Below are 18,181 nucleotides of genomic sequence, written 5' to 3' on the forward strand. Positions count from 1 at the left end.
TTAAGTTAATAATCTATCCTTGATAAAAAGCGATTGGCTCAGTGGTGGGCTAGTCGCTTTTTTGATTCCAACGAGTATCTCATCAAAAGCCTGTTACACCTTTCTTCAAGATAATGTTGCCATATTTTGCTAACTCTCCAGTTAACACAACAGCGGTACATGATTGCGTTCGTTGATAAAATGCAAACCTCTCTAACCGTGCAATATCAGCAGAGTTTACCCCTTCCGAGCTCATCGCTTTGATATATCGTTGTTCTACAGACGGGTCTAAGCTGTCTCCCTCTACAGGTTGCATCATGAGTATGGGTTGCTCTACATATTGGTCGAGTTGAAACAGCATAATCACGCCTTCAAGCAGGGTATCAATAGCTACCCCATCGCAACGTATAACTTTTTTACCATAGGTATGTGCGGGAAAATGCGCATCTGCAAAAACAATCTCATCACCATGGCCCATTTCCGCCAACGTTGATAAAAGAGTAGGAGTAATAGCTGGATGTATACCTTTGAGCATATATCATTCCTTTGATTTGATTGACTAAATTTTGCAAAGTTAGAAATACAAAAACGTTCTGAAAATTACCATGAATGTCTACAGGGCGTTCGCTTCTTTTTTTGCTGCTGTAGCATGAGGGACAAGAGACCGGAAAGAGCCAACCTATTAGGCTCTTTCCTGCACTAAATGGCTATTCTACTTACCGAATGGGTAAAGCAGAGTTTGCATGTCTGGGTTGTCGATGTTTTCAGCCGTCACGACTTTAACCGGGATATCGATAACGCTTGTTACTTTCTTCCCTTCTAGTACGTTGTAAAGTGTCTTCAAACCTTGGTAGCCAATTTGATAAGCATCTTGTACAACAAAGCCTTGAATAGTGCCGGCTTTAAGGAACGCGATAATACCTTCGGTGCTATCAAAACCCATCACCTTAACTTTACCTGCAATACCTAAGCTATCGATTGCGTTAGCAACACCAAGAGTAGAGCCCTCGTTAGTAGCATAAACCGCTGAGATATCTGGGTTTGCGCGTACCATATCGATGGTTTTATCCATCGCTTTTTGTGGATCACCATCGCTATATTGAACTTCTAGTACCTTGATATTGGGATAATGTTTCGCCATTGCATCGATAAAGCCATTAGAACGCTCCATCGCATTTTGAGTCCCTGCAACATGGGCAATAATACCGACCTTACCTTCTCCACCTAACATTTTACCTAACGTTTTAGCCGCATCAGCACCAGCTTTTACATTGTTTGTTGCAATAAAGCTTTTCGGAATTTCAGAGTTGATGCCTGAGTCAAATGTCGCAATTTCAATACCACGAGACTTAGCTTCTTCAACTGGAACTACGAGTGCATTGGAGTCCAAAGCTGCCAATAGTATCGCGTCTGGCTGTCGAGCCATCATATCTTCCATTAACTGTATTTGTTCAGAAATCTGCGTTTCAGCAGCCGGACCCACAAAACTCGTTTTAACTCCTAACTCTTTCGCTGCGGTGTCAGAACCAAGTTTAACGGTTTGCCAAAACTCATGCTGGTAACCTTTACTTACCACAGGAATATACATTTCATCTTTCGCCTGCGCGGCACTCATTCCTATTGTTGCTATAGCGGCAAGTAACGTAAGTTTCATAGATTTCATCATTAATTCTCCATTTATATGTAGGGTAGTACTGTTATCAAATCATCAATGTTTCATGTATTACTTAATTTTTTTTCTAAGTGTATCTAGGTAAACCGCCGCGATGACTACTGCTCCCATTGCAACCATTTGCCAAAATTGCGAAACCTCCATCAGGTTTAATCCGTTTTTTAGTATGCTCATGATGAATGCACCGATAATCGTTCCGCCTATGGTTCCGATTCCACCCATCAAACTTGTTCCACCAATAATCACCGCGGCAATCGCTTCAAGTTCATAACCGACACCAGCAGTTGGTTGGCCTGAGTTCAAACGTGCTGTAATGATGACGCCGGCAATACCTGTCATAAGCCCACAAAATGCGTAAACAAACATTTTGACTCGATCAACCTTAATACCAGAGAGGTGAGCGGCGTCTTCACTGCTGCCTACCGCGTAGATATAGCGTCCAATGACAGTGCGTTTAAGTATGAATGCGGCGACAAACGCTAATACGCCGAAGTAAATGACTGGATAAGGGATAGCATCAAAGAGTTTGCCCTGAGCCAGTAATTTAAATGTTGGGTACTCGGTAAAATAGAGCGCACGCCCGTCGGTTAAGACTAAGTTGATACCACGAATAGACATCATTAAACCTAGGGTTGCGATAAAAGGTGGAATAGTAATCCGAGTAATTAATGTGCCATTAACAAAACCACACAGTGCGCCAGCTAAAGCACCAACAATAATGCAGATAGGTAAAGGCAAGCCTGCGGATGCGGCAAGACCAACCGCGACACCAGAAAATGCCATCACAGATCCCACCGACAGGTCTATACCTGCGGTAATGATCACGTAGGTCATTCCTATCGCAATAATCCCAATGACTGACGTTTGAAGGGCCACCGTCAGTAAGTTGTTAACGTTTAAGAAATAAGGTGTGCCTAAGCTAAAGAAGATCATAAGCAAAACAAGACTGATTAAAGGGGCAAACTTCATTAATAGCCCTTTATTTACCAGCGATTTCTTTGATGACTCATCTTTTGGTTCAGTAGCGGCCGTTACATTGCTATTCATGTTTTTATCCCTCTAAAGTCGCATATTTCATTATGTTTTCTTGGTTGGCATTTTCTGCCAATAACTCACCCGTGATCATTCCGCTTTTCATCACCAGTATTCGGTCACACATCCCTAATATTTCCGGCAGCTCAGAAGAGATAACAATGATTGATTTTCCCTCTTTGGTGAGCTTATTTATCAACTCATAAATCTCTAATTTGGCACCGACATCAATACCTCGAGTCGGCTCATCAAATATCAGAATTTCGGTATTTTTGCAGATCCATTTAGCGATGATTATTTTCTGTTGATTACCGCCACTTAAATTGCCCGCCAGCTGTTCTAAATTTGGGGTTTTAATTCTCAGTTTCTGTTTCAGATCTTTTGATATCTCGTTAGAGCTCTGTTCATCGATAATGCCTAAGTTGCTTGAGTAATCTTCGAAGCTGCTCATCATAATATTGTCTTGGACTGACATACCGAGTGCTAAGCCGTCTTTCTTTCTGTCTTCTGTCAAATAAGCGATGCCATGCTTAATGGCGTCATGAACAGAATTGATCTTCAAACAAGTCCCAAACAGCTCTATCTCACCACTGTCGATAGGATCAGCACCAAAAATGGCTCGCGCAACTTCAGAGCGCCCTGCTCCCATCAAGCCAGAGAAGCCAAGAATCTCTCCTCGCTTAAGTTCGAAGTTCACATCGCGTAATACTCCCTCACGATTTAAATTGCTTACTTTTAGAACCGTTTCGTCACTAGGTTTATTAGCTCTTACTGGGTAAATGTCACCTAAATCACGTCCAACCATCATGGAAATCAACTCATCGATCTGAACGGTGTGATAATCAACGGTTCCGATAAACATGCCATCTCGCATCACTGTCGCTCTATCAGCGATTTGAGCGAGTTCCTCTAAACGGTGGGAGATATATACAATCCCCACCCCTTGTGCTTTCAACATGTTAGTGACGTCAAAAAGGCTCTCAATCTCAGACTCTGTTAATGCCGCCGTAGGTTCATCCATGATCAGAACTTTAGCGTTAACAGAAAGCGCTTTTGCAATCTCGACCATCTGTTGCTGAGCGACCGTCAACTCTTCCACTAATGTGTCTGGTTTTATATCCAGTTTTAATTTATCCAATAGAGACTGAGTGGCGTGCGCCTGAGAACCATCATCGAGTAACCATTTATGTTTTATCGTGTGCTCTCGGCCTATAAATATATTTTCAGCAACGGACAACTCAGGAAACAGGTTGAACTCTTGATGAATGATGGTTATGCCTTTTTCCTGAGCGGATATTGGGCTCTTTAAAGTGACTTGTTCACCTTCATAAACGATGTGCCCGCCATCAGGAGTATGCACACCTGACAGCACTTTCATCAGGGTTGATTTACCAGCGCCATTTTCACCTAACAGGGCATGAACCTCGCCTTTACGTAGGTCAAAATTGACGCTATCCAGCGCTAACACCCCAGGAAAGCGCTTGGTAATCTCATTCATTTGTACGATCGTTGTGTTCATACTTCCGTCCGCTGTTATTTAGCTAGAAATACTTTCATATTTTGAGTTAACGCTTGTGCGACAAAAGCTGTGACTACGGTTTCTAAGTAGTCTTCCTCAACGTAAGCAACCGTTATATGGTTACTTTGATGACCAGCCATTAAATCGTTTTTCGATACTCCATCTAAGATGCAATTCATTAATGGCCATTCGCGGGTTGTAGCTTCAAGTCGACGAGTAAATTCAGCTTCAGGTAGCTCAAATGCTGATCCCGTACCTACATGCATAATCACTTGTTCACCTTCATAATGAGCTCGCGCCCAAATGAACTTGCCCGCTTTACATTGGCCTGCAATCGAGGAGCCGCCAAGAGGGAAATACATGGCTGGCTGACGATAACCTTGAGCAGATGAAATCCCCCCCTTTAGGTGTTCAAACGGTACCGAACCAGAAATTTCAAAATCCCAATAGAAGGTTCCTTCATACTCACTCCCCCAACGAATATCGTGAAGGGTCGTTTCTGATGGAAGGCTTAATGAATCTAACAATCGATAGAGCATTGTCTGCGGGATACCGGTTCCCATATCTACCTCATTGATACAAGGAATGGGTTTACCCTCACGGATAATCTCTCCATTTTCATCCGGGATAGGAAAGCGGGTAGTTGAGCCAATAGCGCCCTCAGCGAAATCAGATGCCGCGCAGCTATCTTTCAAGCCTTGTTGATATTGAACACCAACACTGGTTAAGCCAAATCGCTTAGTGAATCGAGCCATCGCAATCATCATTGCGCACTGTTCAAGCACTTGCTGACGCGTTAACTCTGTTTCTTGGTCACTGCCATAATGGAATGTCATTCCACGATCTTCATACCACTTTAAGCACTCTTCTCTTAGCTCTGGTGAGACCAAACTCATTTCATGCAGCAATGCTGACTGAGACAAAGCCTCCATCGGCATACCTATGTCTACAAGGCTCTTTTGTGGAAAGACACCATTCATCATCCCCATGCAGAAACTATCGAATAAACCCATAATTTCTTTATTCTTAACAATGTATTCTCCAACCTCACAACCTATTTTTGCAGCTGCTGTGCTCATCATTGGCGATTCAAATGTGACTTCATTTAAATACGATGTGTCGTAATTGATTTTTTTCGAAGAGAGCCAAGTTTCCATATTGTTTAAGAAAAACTCATCATCTAAATTTTCTGACCATAGACGTGAGTAATCTCGACCCAAACTCGTCAAGGTACCCGCCATGCATAGCGCGCCCACTAGCCCCGGCCATTCACCGTCAAAATTGGCCAGCAACAAAATAGGACCTTTATGTGAAACTAAAGAGGGAGCAAGGTGATGTGAGTATTGCCAAGCCGTCATCACCACCACTATGGGTGCATGTTCGTCAATACCCGCAAGGACATCACAACCTTCTCGTTGGCTGGCAATAAAACCATGACTGTTGTCAGCATTTACCTCGTGACCACGAACAACGTTATAACCGAAGGTTTCATTCATCACTTGAGTGAATTTATTCTCGAACGCATGCTGTACAGGCCAACATTTATTGTTTGCACTTTCACGAAGATCTCCTGGTGAGACCATCACAACAGTCTTGTCACCAACCGGCGCGCCTTTCTGTTTTTTAGGTAATTGTAGGGTTAATGTATCCACTTTAAACTCCGTTAAATTTGATAATAAAATTGGCTTTGTTAAATATTTTCCATCATGGTTTTGTACTTCATTTGGTCTTGATACATTTCTAAGAAAACTTTGTATTTGGCATCATGAAACGTTTTTCGCTCTCTGTTCGGCTCAATTTTTTCCCCTGTGCTACCCATTATTTTTGCGGCTTCCGCTAGACTCTTATGCACACCACTTGCGGTTGCTCCTAACATCGCGGCCCCTAAAATTACGGCTTCAGGCTCTGAAGGCAGAACAACATCACACCCTGTTATATCTGCATGTTCACGCAGCCATAATGGGTTTTTCGTGCCTCCACCACACATGGTGATTTTGGTAATGTCATGGCCGTTTTGACGCATTGCTTCGATAATATGGCGGGTGCCATAAGCAACAGACTGAATTGCAGCTAAGTACTCGATAGCCAAAGCGTCTAAGCTCTCGTCGAGACTTAATCCTGTAATCATTCCTTTTAGTGTGGGGTTTGCACGAGGAGAACGATTACCATGGTGGTAACCCAACATATGAAAATTCTGCATCAACTTTGAATTGTCTTGCTCAAGTTCAGCTACTTTCTGGTTAAGTATTTCGTAAACGGAACGCTTTTCTATTTCCGCTCGCTGGCGTAAAGAATGGTATTCAGATGAACCTCGTATCACATGATCAATAAGTGCACCGGCGGCACTTTGTCCACCTTCCAACAACCAATAGTCGGGTAGCATCGCGCCCCAATAAGGTCCCCAAACTCCCGGCACAAACGTCTCTTTTTTGGTAACAGTCATGTGACAAGATGACGTGCCGCCGATAACCGCTAATGTGGATTCGGGCTCATCACCTATAATGGCTAAACCACCAGCATGTGCGTCAATTATTCCTGTCGACACTGACGTATGAGTTGTTAACCCTAATTCGCTGGCGGCTTCGTTAGTCAGTTTTCCAACAAATGAACCTAGGTCTTCAATGGTTCCATCAATTTTTCCATCGTCAATAATGTCAGTAAGGTTCATCTTTTCTAATAAGCTGTGTGCCCATCTATTTTCATGAGACAAATAATTCCATTTACAGCTCTTTGTACAAACACTTCTTACGGATTTACCTGAAGCCTTAAATACTAAAAAATCAGCTAAATCAAAGAACTTAGATATATTTTCATATTTCTCTGGTAGATATTTTTTCAGCCATAAAATTTTTGGGAGCTCCATTTCTGGGCTGACTTCTCCGCCAACATATTTTAATGCATCATCTTTAGTAGAATTTATTTCATTCGCTTCTTCTATTGCTCGATGATCCATCCACATAATAATATTTTGTCTATTATTATTACTGCTAGACACTGTGGTTGGTTGATTGTCAGAATCTAATGCAACAAGTGAACATGTTGCATCAAAACCTATTCCAGACACCTCTTTTACGTCTATTTTACTTTCTGATACTGCATCTCTAACAGCGTTGCATACACTCTTCCAAATATCTGTTGAAGACTGTTCAACATGATCCGTTTTAGGTCGAAACTGGAGGATGGGATATACAGCCATCCCTAACCTTTTACCATATTCGTCAAATACACCTGCTCGGGCACTACCTGAACCAACGTCAACACCTATTAAGTAGTTACTCATCGAAAACATCCTTCTCTACAGCTTATTTTTATACTTGCTAACTCGTGTTAGCAAAAGTTATAGCAACAAGACACCTCTCTCTCAATGTATAGAAAGGTAAAATGTGATATAACTCTTTTTAATCTATATAAATGCAGTTAAAAACATGCTTTCTCGCACATTTTGACTTAGGTATTTTAGAAAATATATTTTGATTACGAGGTAAATACAGTTAGCAATGGCAATGACAATTGAACAAATAGCAAAAAACCTTGGTGTATCAACTACCACGGTAAAGCTTGTATATAATGGCAAAGCAGACAAATATCGTATTTCTTCTAAAACACAACAACGAGTAAATGAATTCATTGAGAAAAACGGCATTATAGTTAATCAAACCGCTAGAAGCCTTAAGCTTAAAAAATCAAATACTTTAGGATTGGTGGTAACTAGTGTAACAAACGTATTCTTTTCTTCTTTAATTGAACACTTTGAGAAAGAATCACGAAAAATAGGCTACCAGCTTATTACCGTATCAACAGATGGCTGTGAAAAAAAAGAAAAAGAAGTGACCGTTAATTTAATTGAACGTGGTGTTGATGGAATATTTATAGTACCAAGCTCTGAAAACCAGCAATTAGATACAATAAAAAAATTTACTCAAAAGCCGATTATTTTCTTAGATCAAGATTTTAAGGTTAAAGATCAATCGGTAGTGATGAGTGACAACTACCAAGCGTTCACAGAACTGACACGGGAGATCCTAGCAAAAAAAGTGTCTGAAGTTTATGTGGTGAGTGGTGACTCTGAGTTGCCATCTATCCGAGCTCGTTTACAGGGCTTCGTTGATGGCTATAAATCTCTCAATCAACAACCTGTTTCAAATTGGCTCTACGCGGTTCCTAAAAATAAATTTCAGGATGGCTATGAAGGAATGCAAGCGCTGGTTAGGGAGAACAAACGTGTACCTGAAGCGGTAGTATTTTCGTCATTACCCATACTAGAAGGTGCGCTGCATTTCCTTAAAATTCATAAAGGTGTTATTCCTAACTCCCTTGTGATCGGTACGTTCGATGAACATACCATGCTGGAGTTCCTACCCAATACCGTGGTCTCCGTCCAACAGGATTCCGCCTCAATAGCTCACAACGCATGTAAGCTGATGCAAGAGAATATTGATAAAAATCCGGTTTCCAAGAGAATTATTGTCCCAGCTAAGGTGATAAGCAGAGGTTAGCGATTTAGAGGGGCAAGGTAATCATTTCCATTTTACTAGTGCGTACAGCGTGATGCCCCGCGGTGAAGGCATAGCCAAGATTCTCAGGCCTCAACTACCGAATTCTATTTGTAATATTTGGTTACTTTTACAGCAATACAAATATCGCTTTATGCTTGACGATTGGCGGCAGAAACACCTATATTGAGTTTGTGTGTGTAGCATGACGCCAAAACAAATAAGCCCTGACTCTCAATCAGGGCTTTTTTGTTTCTGCTAGGTGCCGAAGTGCCGCCCTTCCGGACAGTCATTTTACTGAAATTAAACTTTCAAACAGGATTTCTAAAGAATTCTTACACTTTAGCCAGTGTGGCCGATCAGGTGAAAGCAAAAACGCCCCGTAAGGCGCTTTATCTTTATCTCAGTTCCAGCTCTTGTTCCTGAACTTTGTGGTGGTGCACCAGCATCAGCAGAAACATACCTATTTCATTGTTCAGGGCATGATCGCCAGTGGTATCAGTGCAGAATTTCTATCAGCTTCCGACTCTTCTAATGTTTACTCTTTACCGTAAACATTATTCTCTTGTTCTTGAACACGGATAAACGTCGTACGCTTGGTAAGTTCTTTAAGTTGTGCAGCACCAACATAAGTACAGGTTGAACGTACACCACCAAGAATATCGGAAATGGTTTCATGTACGCTACCGCGGAATGGAATTAATACTGTTTTACCTTCAGCAGCTCGATATTTTGCTACGCCACCAGAGTGCTTAGACATCGCCGACTGAGAGGACATGCCGTAAAATTTCATGAACTTCTCATCATTCACAGTAACAACATCACCACCCGACTCTTCATGGCCCGCAAGCATACCGCCAAGCATGACGAAATCTGCACCACCACCAAAGGCTTTAGATACATCTCCGGCGCATGTGCAACCGCCGTCTCCAACAATACGACCACCTAAGCCGTGAGCGGCATCCGCACACTCAATAATGGCAGAGAGTTGTGGGTAACCAACGCCCGTTTTAACTCGAGTGGTACAAACTGAACCCGGACCAATACCTACTTTTACAATATCTGCGCCAGCAAGAATTAGCTCTTCAACCATATCCCCTGTTACAACATTACCCGCTGAAATGACTTTATCTGGAAACGCTTCGCGTACTTGAGACACATAATCAACTAGGTGCTCTGAATAACCGTTCGCAATATCAATGCAGATGAAAATGATCTCATCACTAAGATCCATTATTGCTTTGGTCTTCGCGAAATCATCTGGAGAAGTTCCTGTCGATACCATTATGTTGTTCAATGTTTTTGAGTCAGCTTGCTGAACAAACTGTTTCCAGTCATCAACAGAATAATGTTTATGTACCGCTGTCATGACATTATGTTCCGCTAACGCTTCTGCCATTGTAAAGCTCGCAACGGAATCCATGTTTGCAGCAATAACGGGTACTCCAGACCATTGACGACCACTATGCTTGAAGGTAAACTCGCGGGTTAAATTTACTTGAGAACGACTTTTTAGTGTTGATCGTTTAGGGCGAAACAGTACATCTTTGAATCCGAGCTTAAGTTCTTGTTCGATACGCATGGTATTTCCTTGTTTAAAGTTATGTGTCTTTATCACTGCTTTTTTGAGTCATCACTGCGTAATTAGCTTTAGTTGGTCGACAACGTTTAGTCGTCATCACACCTAACTAAAGCTATATAGAATTTGTTGGCAGACATTTTCTATATTGCGGACACAAAAAAACCGGAGCGTTGGCAGACGCTCCGGTTTTCAACATTATAGGTTGTGATTTAATTGTTGCAAGACTGATAATTTGATTTTTTTTGTGCTACGCTGCTGGAGATTTCATATCCAAATTACCTGAATTATCTATTCGCCAAAATCCATTAGTGTCATCTATTTTTTGCGAGTAACCTTCTCAGCACACGCTTAAATAAGTTAAGGAGAGCAGCAATGGCTGATCCACATATTGAATCTCCTATGGATTGGATAGATCATACAACGGTAATCATCTACCGACTTGGCCTCACCTTAGCGATTCCAACCGTGGCACTGCTCCCTTGGGGTATCGATTTACCTATTCAGCAACTTATTATGTTAGCTGCTGCAATGTGTGCCTCTTCACTTCATATCTATATGAAGTCGTTTCGACTGTTGCTACAAATGGCCACGTGGGTGGGACTGGTGTTAGTGATACTCGGCTTCCCGATGATTGGTTTGGGCGGCGCATTTATCACACTGGGAGGACTCTGCTTTAAAGAGTATTTCTGCTTTAAAATTCCTGGGTTACCATTCCAACCTCTTCTACTGGCTGGATTGTGGTTTGCGATGCAATTTGGTTGGACAACAGAAGCTAAAGTTATCGCTTCAGCCTCTGCTATTCTCTTTTTGATGGTCAGCGTCGCTAAATGGCGAATGCCGCGACACTTTGATATTGGCGATAAAAACAATTATGAAGTTTAGTGCTCTATACAGGTTTAGAGCACTTTTATATTTTAGAACAACGCGTATTTAGAACACTAGCAAGTCGCTAAAAGTTGACGTAAATAGGGATAGAGATCACTCGCTAGCATCCCTATCTCTCCATGCTCTTGAACGCATCGATCCGCTGCCGTTGAATGCAGCCATACGCCAAAACACGCCGCTTGAGTCAGGGTCAGATTTTGTGCCAGTAATCCAGCAATGACGCCAGATAACACATCTCCCATCCCACCGGATGCCATTCCCGGATTCCCCGCATTACAGACATAAAGCTGTTTTCCATCATAAATAAGGGTACCGGCTCCTTTTAACACCGCAACACCACCATATTTGCGTTGCAGCCTCATAACAGAGCTAAAACGATCATTTTCAATCTGATCAATGGTGCAATTAAGTAATCTTGCAGCTTCACCGGGGTGAGGGGTAATAATGCGTCGGCTATTAAAGTCTGGCACTCTGGCTAACAAATTGAGTCCATCAGCATCCACTACCATGCGTTTTTCAATGCTGGCGGAATAACCCATTAATGAACGTCCCCAACTGGTTGTCCCTAGTCCCGGTCCAATTAACAGAACATCGGCCCAGTGTAGATGATCATTGATTTCGTTACTGTTACCACGCCAGTCGAACACCATCAATTCCGGTCTTGCACTCACAATTGCTGAGACATTTTCCGGTTGGGTAACAACACGAGTCAATCCGGAGCCTGTTCTAGCACACGCCTCTGAAGCTAACCGTATCGCACCAAACATGCCTCGGTCGCCTCCCATGCAAAGTACTCGGCCAAAATGTCCTTTATGACTAGTTGGTTTACGTCTGGTTAAGCAACCACCAAGAGATTGAACGGATAACAGTAAACTAGATGCTTCTATTTTCTGACTGAAATCATCGGCAATACCTAGACCTGCGAAGACAATTTCTCCACAGTAATCTCTCGCACATCCGGTAAATAAACCTTGTTTACTGGCAATAAAAGTGATGGTTTTATCGGCTTCTACCGCACAACCAAGTACCGCACCAGTATCTGCGCTCAATCCTGATGGAACATCAATAGATACAACAGGCACCGGTGACTGATTGATTAACTGAATAATCGATTGGTATTCCTCTCGAACTGCACCAGAGAGGCCAGTGCCGAGTAAACCGTCAACGATGAGATCAATATCATCAGCGAGTATCGTCTCTGGCTTGGCAATTTGTCCATTAACAGCAAGCCAATTGTCTCGCGCTTTTGCCGCGTCCCCTTTGAGCGATTCTTCACTGCCCATTTGCCACAAGGTCACCTTGTAGCCATGCAGCAAAGCTAGCCGAGCAGTGACGTAACCATCACCGCCATTGTTGCCAGAACCACACAGCACCAGAAGATGTTTACAGCCTGAATAACCCGCTACGATACTATTAAATACTGACTTTCCGGCCTCTTCCATCAGCTGATATATCGCTCTGTTTTGTTCCGATGCAATCAGCTGTTCACCCTCTTTTACTTGCTGAGCAAGGTAAAGCTTACTTCCCTTTATTTCCACTCGATACATCCTAGTTGCTGTATTCCAATCACTCTATATCACTCGCAGATCGGTTTGGGTTATCTGTTTGGTTGTGGTTATGACTTCGCCATCATGGCTTCTGCTGTCGCATCCTGAATAGACAAAAATAGCGACTTAACTTCACCGGTCGGCGTTCGCATCGGGTTCAGTGTGACGTTCTGATACATAAACTCAGCCTGTTGTGTAATAGGCCTTACGTTTCGACATTTAAATAGATAAGGACGTTGTCGCCATGTAATAAAGCTTCGACAACCTAAACCATAAACAGGCTTAGTTTTTATGGTAAACCACTCTTTTGGTATCTCTGGGAACACTTCAAAAATGGTTTTTCCCAAAACTTCATGAGATTGTTTGCCACTGTGGTGGGTCATAAATCCATTCCAAACCTGGATCTTATGATCGGTATCCAATACCACTAAGCCGAGATCCACATTTTGTACCATATCCACCATCCAGTGGAACTGCTCAAATTCAGCGGGAAGACCTATCATTAAAAATCCTCCATCAAGTAAGACAATTTGTTGTCGAGAAGAGGCAATGACTCATCGACAAACATAAAGAGTAGATCACACCGTATACTAGTGTTATCAATGGTGTAGCTTACTTCGAACGTCATGGTTCTGGTAAAGCTGCCCGTGGTCGATTGAATAACCGATTCAATGGGAATATGTTGCCCAAGCAATACAGGCTGCCCTTGAAAAAAGCGAACCTCAGCTTGTTGGCCTAAGCCATTTAAAAATGAACCTACCAATATGTTTGATACATCCATCAAAAGTTCAAGCTCTTCTAGCTCTTCACTATCCGCTGGTACCTTCATCAAACTTTTAAGGTCAGAAATACTAGAGTCACTCAACAAAACTAACGCTTCACCTGCAATGCCTTCACCACTAAAACCTTGGCACACCCCTGACACTTGGTCATTTTGAGCAAGATCTTCGAGAGCCATATGAAGCTCAGTCACCTCAAAGATATTCACATTTGGCAAAGGTAAGTGGACAAAGACGTCAAAATGACGAGCCAATGCATCTGCCGCTCGCCCTATAGAGACGTTTGCTACTTCCATGTAGATATCGCGACGTTTCAACATCGGCAGTTCGACTGCTTTTGCTGGCGCAATATGGCTGGTTGCCGCTGGCGAAACTAACTCTTTAAGAACATCGTTAAGAACGGTTTTATCCATAGGTTTTTGGATAAAAGCCTTGGCTCCGAGTTCATTTACTTTTGCTTTTGCTTTTGGTTGTATATCGCCAGATACCACCACAACAGGCACGTCAATCTGACGAGTTTGAATTTCTGCTAATGTTCCGTAACCATCCAGCTCTGGCATGGTTAAATCCAGGAACATCAGTTCAAATTTTTGTTCGGCTAGTTTTTCCAATGCATCAATGCCGTTTACCGCGAAGGTAATCTCAGCATTTAGCGAGGTAGGAAGCGATCTTGCCATCTGCTTTCGAGCTAAAGCAGAGTCATCACAAATTAGTACTGAATAAGTCATTTATCACCGCTACACTCAAATTTAATTAATCTATATTAGTATACTCAAATCTTCTAAATATTCAGAACAACTTCTGAGTTTAAATGGTTTAATTGAAAGAAATATACCCAAATGCCCTCATGAAGCGCTCGTCAGTGCCATATCAACGGGTCAGAGACAACGAAACACTCGCCAGAAAAAGAGCTTGATGTTGTTTACTCTGTATTTTAATTGATGAGTAAAGCATTGACCCAAATGGTGATTAAATCAAAAAAGCCAGCTCACTTTTGAGCTGGCTTTCACTAATTCATTCTATCTGAGTAAAACATAATGAAGCGACTTTTATTCATGCCGTTCCAATTTCAATCGACGCCATATGATAAATTACGGCCATAACGTTAATATGATTATTTTTAATACAAAGGCAAACACAACCATAGAGATGCCTAACCGATACCATTTAAACTCCGCTACAGACATCGGCACTCTTTTATAAAACATTGTCGCAACGCCTTTCCAGTCGTTACTTCGTTTACCGTACTGCATTATCCCTGTTAGAACAAAAATAATCCCGACAATTAAGAATCCTTTCTCAATCCAAAATAGACTCGTTTCCATAGCTGTTTCCTTACATCACTATTTTGTCATTTGTTTCAATTGCAAAGTTAAAATTTAAGTAGCGCAATCTCACCAATCAAACAACACACTCTTTTAGCCATTAGTTTAGCCGCTAACCTTTGATAGAGCAGTTGGACAATAGTCTAATACGCATTAAAAAAGGCCAGTAAATACTGACCTCTTTATAATCGTTTAACATTTCTGTTTATACTCATCTGCCCATTATGACGAAGGGGCAACAGAGGCAGTAATGCTGTCTCGATAAGTAAACCACAAATAAGTGACAACAATTGAGAAGAATAGATAAGAGAGTGCAAAAACTAATGGTGAGGTTATTAATGCTGTTTGAACACCAATCACCACGCCTGCCACTGTGATCATTATCTTAGAGAATAGACCAATAAGTAACAGTAGTACGGCAAGCTCCGGGAAGCGAGTAGTACGAAAAGCAAACCAGTAACAGGTACCGACGGCTAAAGAAGCAACGGTCAGTCCTAACATAAAGGAATGGAGATGGTCAGCGGAGATAACACCGGCAGATATCGATGTCATAATGATTAAGAAAAGTTTCATTTTTTACCTCTCATACAGCTTAACTTTACGCATCCTTTCATATTTGCAATCTTATTTTGCGTGGCATTTTCCGGATTTTCAACGCTTTTACAAGCCCTTTTATGCAAATTGCGCAAAAATAATTCTCACCTCAATATCTCGTTACATTCACGCAACATTGAATGACTGTAACAGACTGTTATACGGTTAATTTTTACAGTTTTGTTTAATAAATGTTAAATTACCTAGGAAAACAAATAGTCATAATTAATTTGTAAATATTTATGTCATATCGACCAACAATGACTTTGTTTTTCGCTTTTGGGGGACAAAATGCAAAAAAGCCAGCATTATGCTGACTTTTAATAGGAGATAAACCGAGTAGACGTTAACTGACTAACGTAATCAATTGAGAGATATTGCTAATCTCAATGATTCCTTCATCCGTGAGTTGATCTTTATAAGGGTGACTTCTTAAATGAATGGTTTGAATACCCGCTCGTATGCCGGCTTTGACACCTTTAGCGGTATCGTCAATGTAAACACACTCATCTGGAGAGAAGCCCATATTCATTGCGGCATAAAGTAATAGATCCGGTTCTGGCTTCCAGCTATTGGCATCAAAAGCAGAAAATACATTGCCATTAAAACGACTCTTCAGTCCGGTGAGGTCGAGATAAAACTCAATTTTACTTTTAGGGCTGTTAGAGACCACGCAGTATTGAATATCCTGTTCATTTAGCTGCGACAATAACGACTCTACACCCTCTGATGCTTTTAACGACGCCTGGAACAGTACTTGAGTTTGTTCCCGATACATAGGTTCAAGTTCGTCAAGGCTAACATTGACGCCCAACCTATCTCTGGTTTCAGTTAGAATATCCGCTATCTTTCCGCCTCTAAAATGTTTCTCAAAATCGTCGTAACTCACCGAGTCATCAAACGAAGAGAATACATTCACAAGTGCTTGGCAACACAAGGGCTCACTGTTGATTAGTACACCATCACAATCAAAGATGACACACTTAACTTTATTATTTTTTGTCATCATAATTTATTCACTTTTCTGTTTAAGCTACTTCCTTTCAAATCAGTCATACTCATTATCAAATCTCTAATTAGTAATCATGACTGATTGATCAACAAGACAAACGGTGTAAGCAGCATTTGACTTGCACATTTATAATAAGTCATTGCTTTCTATACTGAACAACAAAGCGGTGGGAATGATGTCTGTATCCGTACAAAAGAATAAATTTTCTAGCCGGATCACTTAATCAACTATAAAAGGTATAGAGGTGAATGACAGTTATGAGCTCGTTTGACCTAAAGCCAATGTGTAGGAAGAGCAGTTATATTGACTATTTACGATCTCGATAAGCTGATCAGCAAACTGCGCCTTAATTTCCTCATCATCACAATTAGTGGCTATATCTGAGATCAGTAGATCGCCATTATGCGCTGTCAGCAACGCGCAAATCACCGGCGTTCCTTTTTTAAAGCCAATATACATCGGTTGATCAGGGGATAAGGATATTTGGGCAAAGAACTCTAGCACTACCGCTTGCTCTTCCGCGTTCGGCCATTGAGAGGCTTGTAATTGAGCAAACATCACCGTAAGGCGGTGAAAATCAACTAAATAGATATCATCGATAAATTTGCTTTCCGTTAATTTGGTCTGAACGGTACGCTGGCTATATTCGACATTAATCTGACTTTTTAGGTATAGCGCTTTGCCTGCTAGGCTCTCAGGAGTTGGGTACGCAACATCAACATGACTTAACAGCCATTGATTCTTTTTTTCAGTAACTATGTCTTGAAAACTCATATAACCTGGCCATTGTTGGGAAGAATAAAGAACGGATTAACCCCAAATATCACACACAGTGGCATTACACACATCCGATGTTGGGGAAGAACTGCACGCTGCAAGCATACAGAGCATTAAAATTAACAACAAGTTTCTCATTACTTTGCTCCAAAAATAAATGACTTATGCACATGGCGGCGCCAAACACTCTTTTACTATACAGGCATTTTAAGTTATCAAGTGACTTGGGTATATAGTCAAATAGGTGTTAATATTATTTACCTAATAACATCCACTGATGTTTTGTTTTGGGTTTGATTCTCTCAAAAGAGTTCATACCGTAAGCATTTTCCAACGACGAGCCCACTTATGTATAAAAAGATACTATTAATACCTGCATTAGCGTTAACTTTATCGGCATGTGACAAAAATGAGGTCGGCGATGTTAGCCTTGGAATGTTCACTATGCAGGACATTAAGCTTAATCACTTGGTCGACCCAATCGTCACTGGCGTAACTTGCCACATTGCGTCTGTTGAAGATGATTTAGCCTTTGCGGATCCATCTGACTCTTCTATTGCTTGTCGCCAAACGGGCGAAATAACGGCAGAAATGATCGCCAATATCGACACAAGCAAGTCGGGAGAAGTGGTGTTTAAGAAGTCGAAAAGTATCTTTTTCAAATCGATGAAAATTAGACGTATCTTTGATAAAGAGAATCAAACACTGATGTATTTGTCTTACTCTACAAAAGAGACATCAGGTAGTTTCAAGCACAGTCTCTCTACCGTGCCGTTGTGGGGAACCAAAGCTTATCAAACAGTGACGAATGTAGAGTAATAGACACAAGCGTCCGTTTTACTCACACAGATGCAAATTAGAAGCCACGCGACCTTGAAGTGACCTTCAATAGGTACGTGGCTTTATAACAGAACGAATACTCTATAGTGTTTTCATTGTACAAATTACTGATATTGCCATCATTAATGCTAGCTTTTCATCAAGT

17 protein-coding genes are annotated in these 18,181 nt (G+C 41.5%); 3 read left to right on the forward strand and 14 right to left on the reverse strand.

Features of this window, described 5'->3' with window-relative positions:
• Positions 1 to 82: 82 nt before the first annotated feature.
• The 6 genes from fucU to CHJ_RS21720 form a co-directional block, all read right to left on the reverse strand.
• Complete coding sequence (gene fucU / locus CHJ_RS21695; protein WP_317919009.1) at positions 83 to 514, reverse strand: L-fucose mutarotase; 432 nt, start codon at positions 512 to 514, stop codon at positions 83 to 85.
• A gap of 177 nt (positions 515 to 691) precedes the next feature.
• Complete coding sequence (locus CHJ_RS21700) at positions 692 to 1,645, reverse strand: ABC transporter substrate-binding protein (protein WP_253822061.1); 954 nt, start codon at positions 1,643 to 1,645, stop codon at positions 692 to 694.
• 57 nt (positions 1,646 to 1,702) lie between these two features.
• Positions 1,703 to 2,698, reverse strand: coding sequence for an ABC transporter permease (locus CHJ_RS21705; protein WP_317919010.1), 996 nt, complete (start codon positions 2,696 to 2,698; stop codon positions 1,703 to 1,705).
• Between the two features lie 4 nt (positions 2,699 to 2,702).
• Positions 2,703 to 4,202 carry a sugar ABC transporter ATP-binding protein gene (locus CHJ_RS21710; RefSeq protein WP_317919011.1) on the reverse strand — a complete coding sequence of 500 codons (1,500 nt, stop codon included), beginning with the start codon at positions 4,200 to 4,202 and terminating at the stop codon, positions 2,703 to 2,705.
• Between the two features lie 14 nt (positions 4,203 to 4,216).
• Positions 4,217 to 5,854, reverse strand: a complete 1,638-nt coding sequence (locus CHJ_RS21715; RefSeq protein ID WP_317919012.1) for a hypothetical protein — start codon at positions 5,852 to 5,854, stop codon at positions 4,217 to 4,219.
• A 38-nt stretch (positions 5,855 to 5,892) separates the two neighbouring features.
• Positions 5,893 to 7,482, reverse strand: a complete 1,590-nt coding sequence (locus CHJ_RS21720; RefSeq protein ID WP_317919013.1) for an FGGY-family carbohydrate kinase — start codon at positions 7,480 to 7,482, stop codon at positions 5,893 to 5,895.
• 223 nt (positions 7,483 to 7,705) lie between these two features.
• Here CHJ_RS21720 and CHJ_RS21725 point away from each other — a divergent pair, with 223 nt between their 5' ends.
• A complete protein-coding gene (locus CHJ_RS21725; RefSeq protein WP_317919014.1) occupies positions 7,706 to 8,698 on the forward strand; it encodes a substrate-binding domain-containing protein in 993 nt (330 codons plus the stop codon).
• A gap of 535 nt (positions 8,699 to 9,233) precedes the next feature.
• Here the strand turns inward: CHJ_RS21725 and CHJ_RS21730 are convergent.
• Entirely contained in the window at positions 9,234 to 10,277 is a 1,044-nt protein-coding gene (locus CHJ_RS21730; protein ID WP_171752516.1) for a GMP reductase, read from the reverse strand.
• A gap of 372 nt (positions 10,278 to 10,649) precedes the next feature.
• Here CHJ_RS21730 and CHJ_RS21735 point away from each other — a divergent pair, with 372 nt between their 5' ends.
• On the forward strand, positions 10,650 to 11,159 hold the full coding sequence (locus tag CHJ_RS21735; RefSeq protein ID WP_317919015.1) for a DUF2301 domain-containing membrane protein: 510 nt from the start codon (positions 10,650 to 10,652) through the stop codon (positions 11,157 to 11,159).
• A gap of 56 nt (positions 11,160 to 11,215) precedes the next feature.
• Here the strand turns inward: CHJ_RS21735 and CHJ_RS21740 are convergent, their stop codons facing one another.
• The 7 genes from CHJ_RS21740 to CHJ_RS21770 all read right to left on the reverse strand — a co-directional run bounded on the left by CHJ_RS21740 (position 11,216) and on the right by CHJ_RS21770 (position 17,193).
• On the reverse strand, positions 11,216 to 12,709 hold the full coding sequence (locus tag CHJ_RS21740) for an NAD(P)H-hydrate dehydratase (RefSeq protein ID WP_317919016.1): 1,494 nt from the start codon (positions 12,707 to 12,709) through the stop codon (positions 11,216 to 11,218).
• A gap of 68 nt (positions 12,710 to 12,777) precedes the next feature.
• Positions 12,778 to 13,212 carry a PAS domain-containing protein gene (locus CHJ_RS21745; protein ID WP_171752519.1) on the reverse strand — a complete coding sequence of 145 codons (435 nt, stop codon included), beginning with the start codon at positions 13,210 to 13,212 and terminating at the stop codon, positions 12,778 to 12,780.
• Positions 13,212 to 14,216: a response regulator gene (locus CHJ_RS21750; protein WP_171752520.1), complete on the reverse strand. Its 1,005-nt coding sequence runs from the start codon at positions 14,214 to 14,216 to the stop codon at positions 13,212 to 13,214. The genes CHJ_RS21745 and CHJ_RS21750 overlap by 1 nt, the downstream gene beginning before the upstream one ends.
• Before the next feature lie 363 nt (positions 14,217 to 14,579).
• On the reverse strand, positions 14,580 to 14,813 hold the full coding sequence (locus CHJ_RS21755; protein WP_171752521.1) for a hypothetical protein: 234 nt from the start codon (positions 14,811 to 14,813) through the stop codon (positions 14,580 to 14,582).
• Positions 14,814 to 15,035: 222 nt separating this feature from the next.
• Positions 15,036 to 15,386 carry an NADH:ubiquinone oxidoreductase gene (locus CHJ_RS21760; RefSeq protein ID WP_171752522.1) on the reverse strand — a complete coding sequence of 117 codons (351 nt, stop codon included), beginning with the start codon at positions 15,384 to 15,386 and terminating at the stop codon, positions 15,036 to 15,038.
• 367 nt (positions 15,387 to 15,753) lie between these two features.
• Complete coding sequence (locus tag CHJ_RS21765; RefSeq protein WP_411861579.1) at positions 15,754 to 16,416, reverse strand: HAD-IA family hydrolase; 663 nt, start codon at positions 16,414 to 16,416, stop codon at positions 15,754 to 15,756.
• A 258-nt stretch (positions 16,417 to 16,674) separates the two neighbouring features.
• Positions 16,675 to 17,193 (reverse strand): hypothetical protein, encoded by a 519-nt coding sequence (locus tag CHJ_RS21770; RefSeq protein WP_171752523.1) that lies wholly within the window; start codon positions 17,191 to 17,193, stop codon positions 16,675 to 16,677.
• 351 nt (positions 17,194 to 17,544) lie between these two features.
• Here CHJ_RS21770 and CHJ_RS21775 point away from each other — a divergent pair, with 351 nt between their 5' ends.
• Positions 17,545 to 18,015, forward strand: coding sequence for a CreA family protein (locus CHJ_RS21775; RefSeq protein WP_171752524.1), 471 nt, complete (start codon positions 17,545 to 17,547; stop codon positions 18,013 to 18,015).
• Positions 18,016 to 18,181 lie beyond the last annotated feature (166 nt).

This window comes from Vibrio sp. MACH09 (assembly GCF_033238805.1).
Lineage (GTDB): Bacteria > Pseudomonadota > Gammaproteobacteria > Enterobacterales > Vibrionaceae > Vibrio.

Bases quoted from the DNA above. Each gene is read 5' to 3' on its own strand.
- fucU (WP_317919009.1), bottom strand. From the start codon at position 514: ATGCTCAAAGGTATACATCCAGCTATTACTCCTACTCTTTTATCAACG.
- CHJ_RS21700 (WP_253822061.1), bottom strand. From the start codon at position 1,645: ATGATGAAATCTATGAAACTTACGTTACTTGCCGCTATAGCAACAATA.
- CHJ_RS21705 (WP_317919010.1), bottom strand. From the start codon at position 2,698: ATGAATAGCAATGTAACGGCCGCTACTGAACCAAAAGATGAGTCATCA.
- CHJ_RS21710 (WP_317919011.1), bottom strand. From the start codon at position 4,202: ATGAACACAACGATCGTACAAATGAATGAGATTACCAAGCGCTTTCCT.
- CHJ_RS21720 (WP_317919013.1), bottom strand. From the start codon at position 7,482: ATGAGTAACTACTTAATAGGTGTTGACGTTGGTTCAGGTAGTGCCCGA.
- CHJ_RS21725 (WP_317919014.1), top strand. From the start codon at position 7,706: ATGACAATTGAACAAATAGCAAAAAACCTTGGTGTATCAACTACCACG.
- CHJ_RS21730 (WP_171752516.1), bottom strand. From the start codon at position 10,277: ATGCGTATCGAACAAGAACTTAAGCTCGGATTCAAAGATGTACTGTTT.
- CHJ_RS21735 (WP_317919015.1), top strand. From the start codon at position 10,650: ATGGCTGATCCACATATTGAATCTCCTATGGATTGGATAGATCATACA.
- CHJ_RS21740 (WP_317919016.1), bottom strand. From the start codon at position 12,709: ATGTATCGAGTGGAAATAAAGGGAAGTAAGCTTTACCTTGCTCAGCAA.
- CHJ_RS21745 (WP_171752519.1), bottom strand. From the start codon at position 13,212: ATGATAGGTCTTCCCGCTGAATTTGAGCAGTTCCACTGGATGGTGGAT.
- CHJ_RS21750 (WP_171752520.1), bottom strand. From the start codon at position 14,216: ATGACTTATTCAGTACTAATTTGTGATGACTCTGCTTTAGCTCGAAAG.
- CHJ_RS21755 (WP_171752521.1), bottom strand. From the start codon at position 14,813: ATGGAAACGAGTCTATTTTGGATTGAGAAAGGATTCTTAATTGTCGGG.
- CHJ_RS21760 (WP_171752522.1), bottom strand. From the start codon at position 15,386: ATGAAACTTTTCTTAATCATTATGACATCGATATCTGCCGGTGTTATC.
- CHJ_RS21765 (WP_411861579.1), bottom strand. From the start codon at position 16,416: ATGATGACAAAAAATAATAAAGTTAAGTGTGTCATCTTTGATTGTGAT.
- CHJ_RS21770 (WP_171752523.1), bottom strand. From the start codon at position 17,193: ATGAGTTTTCAAGACATAGTTACTGAAAAAAAGAATCAATGGCTGTTA.
- CHJ_RS21775 (WP_171752524.1), top strand. From the start codon at position 17,545: ATGTATAAAAAGATACTATTAATACCTGCATTAGCGTTAACTTTATCG.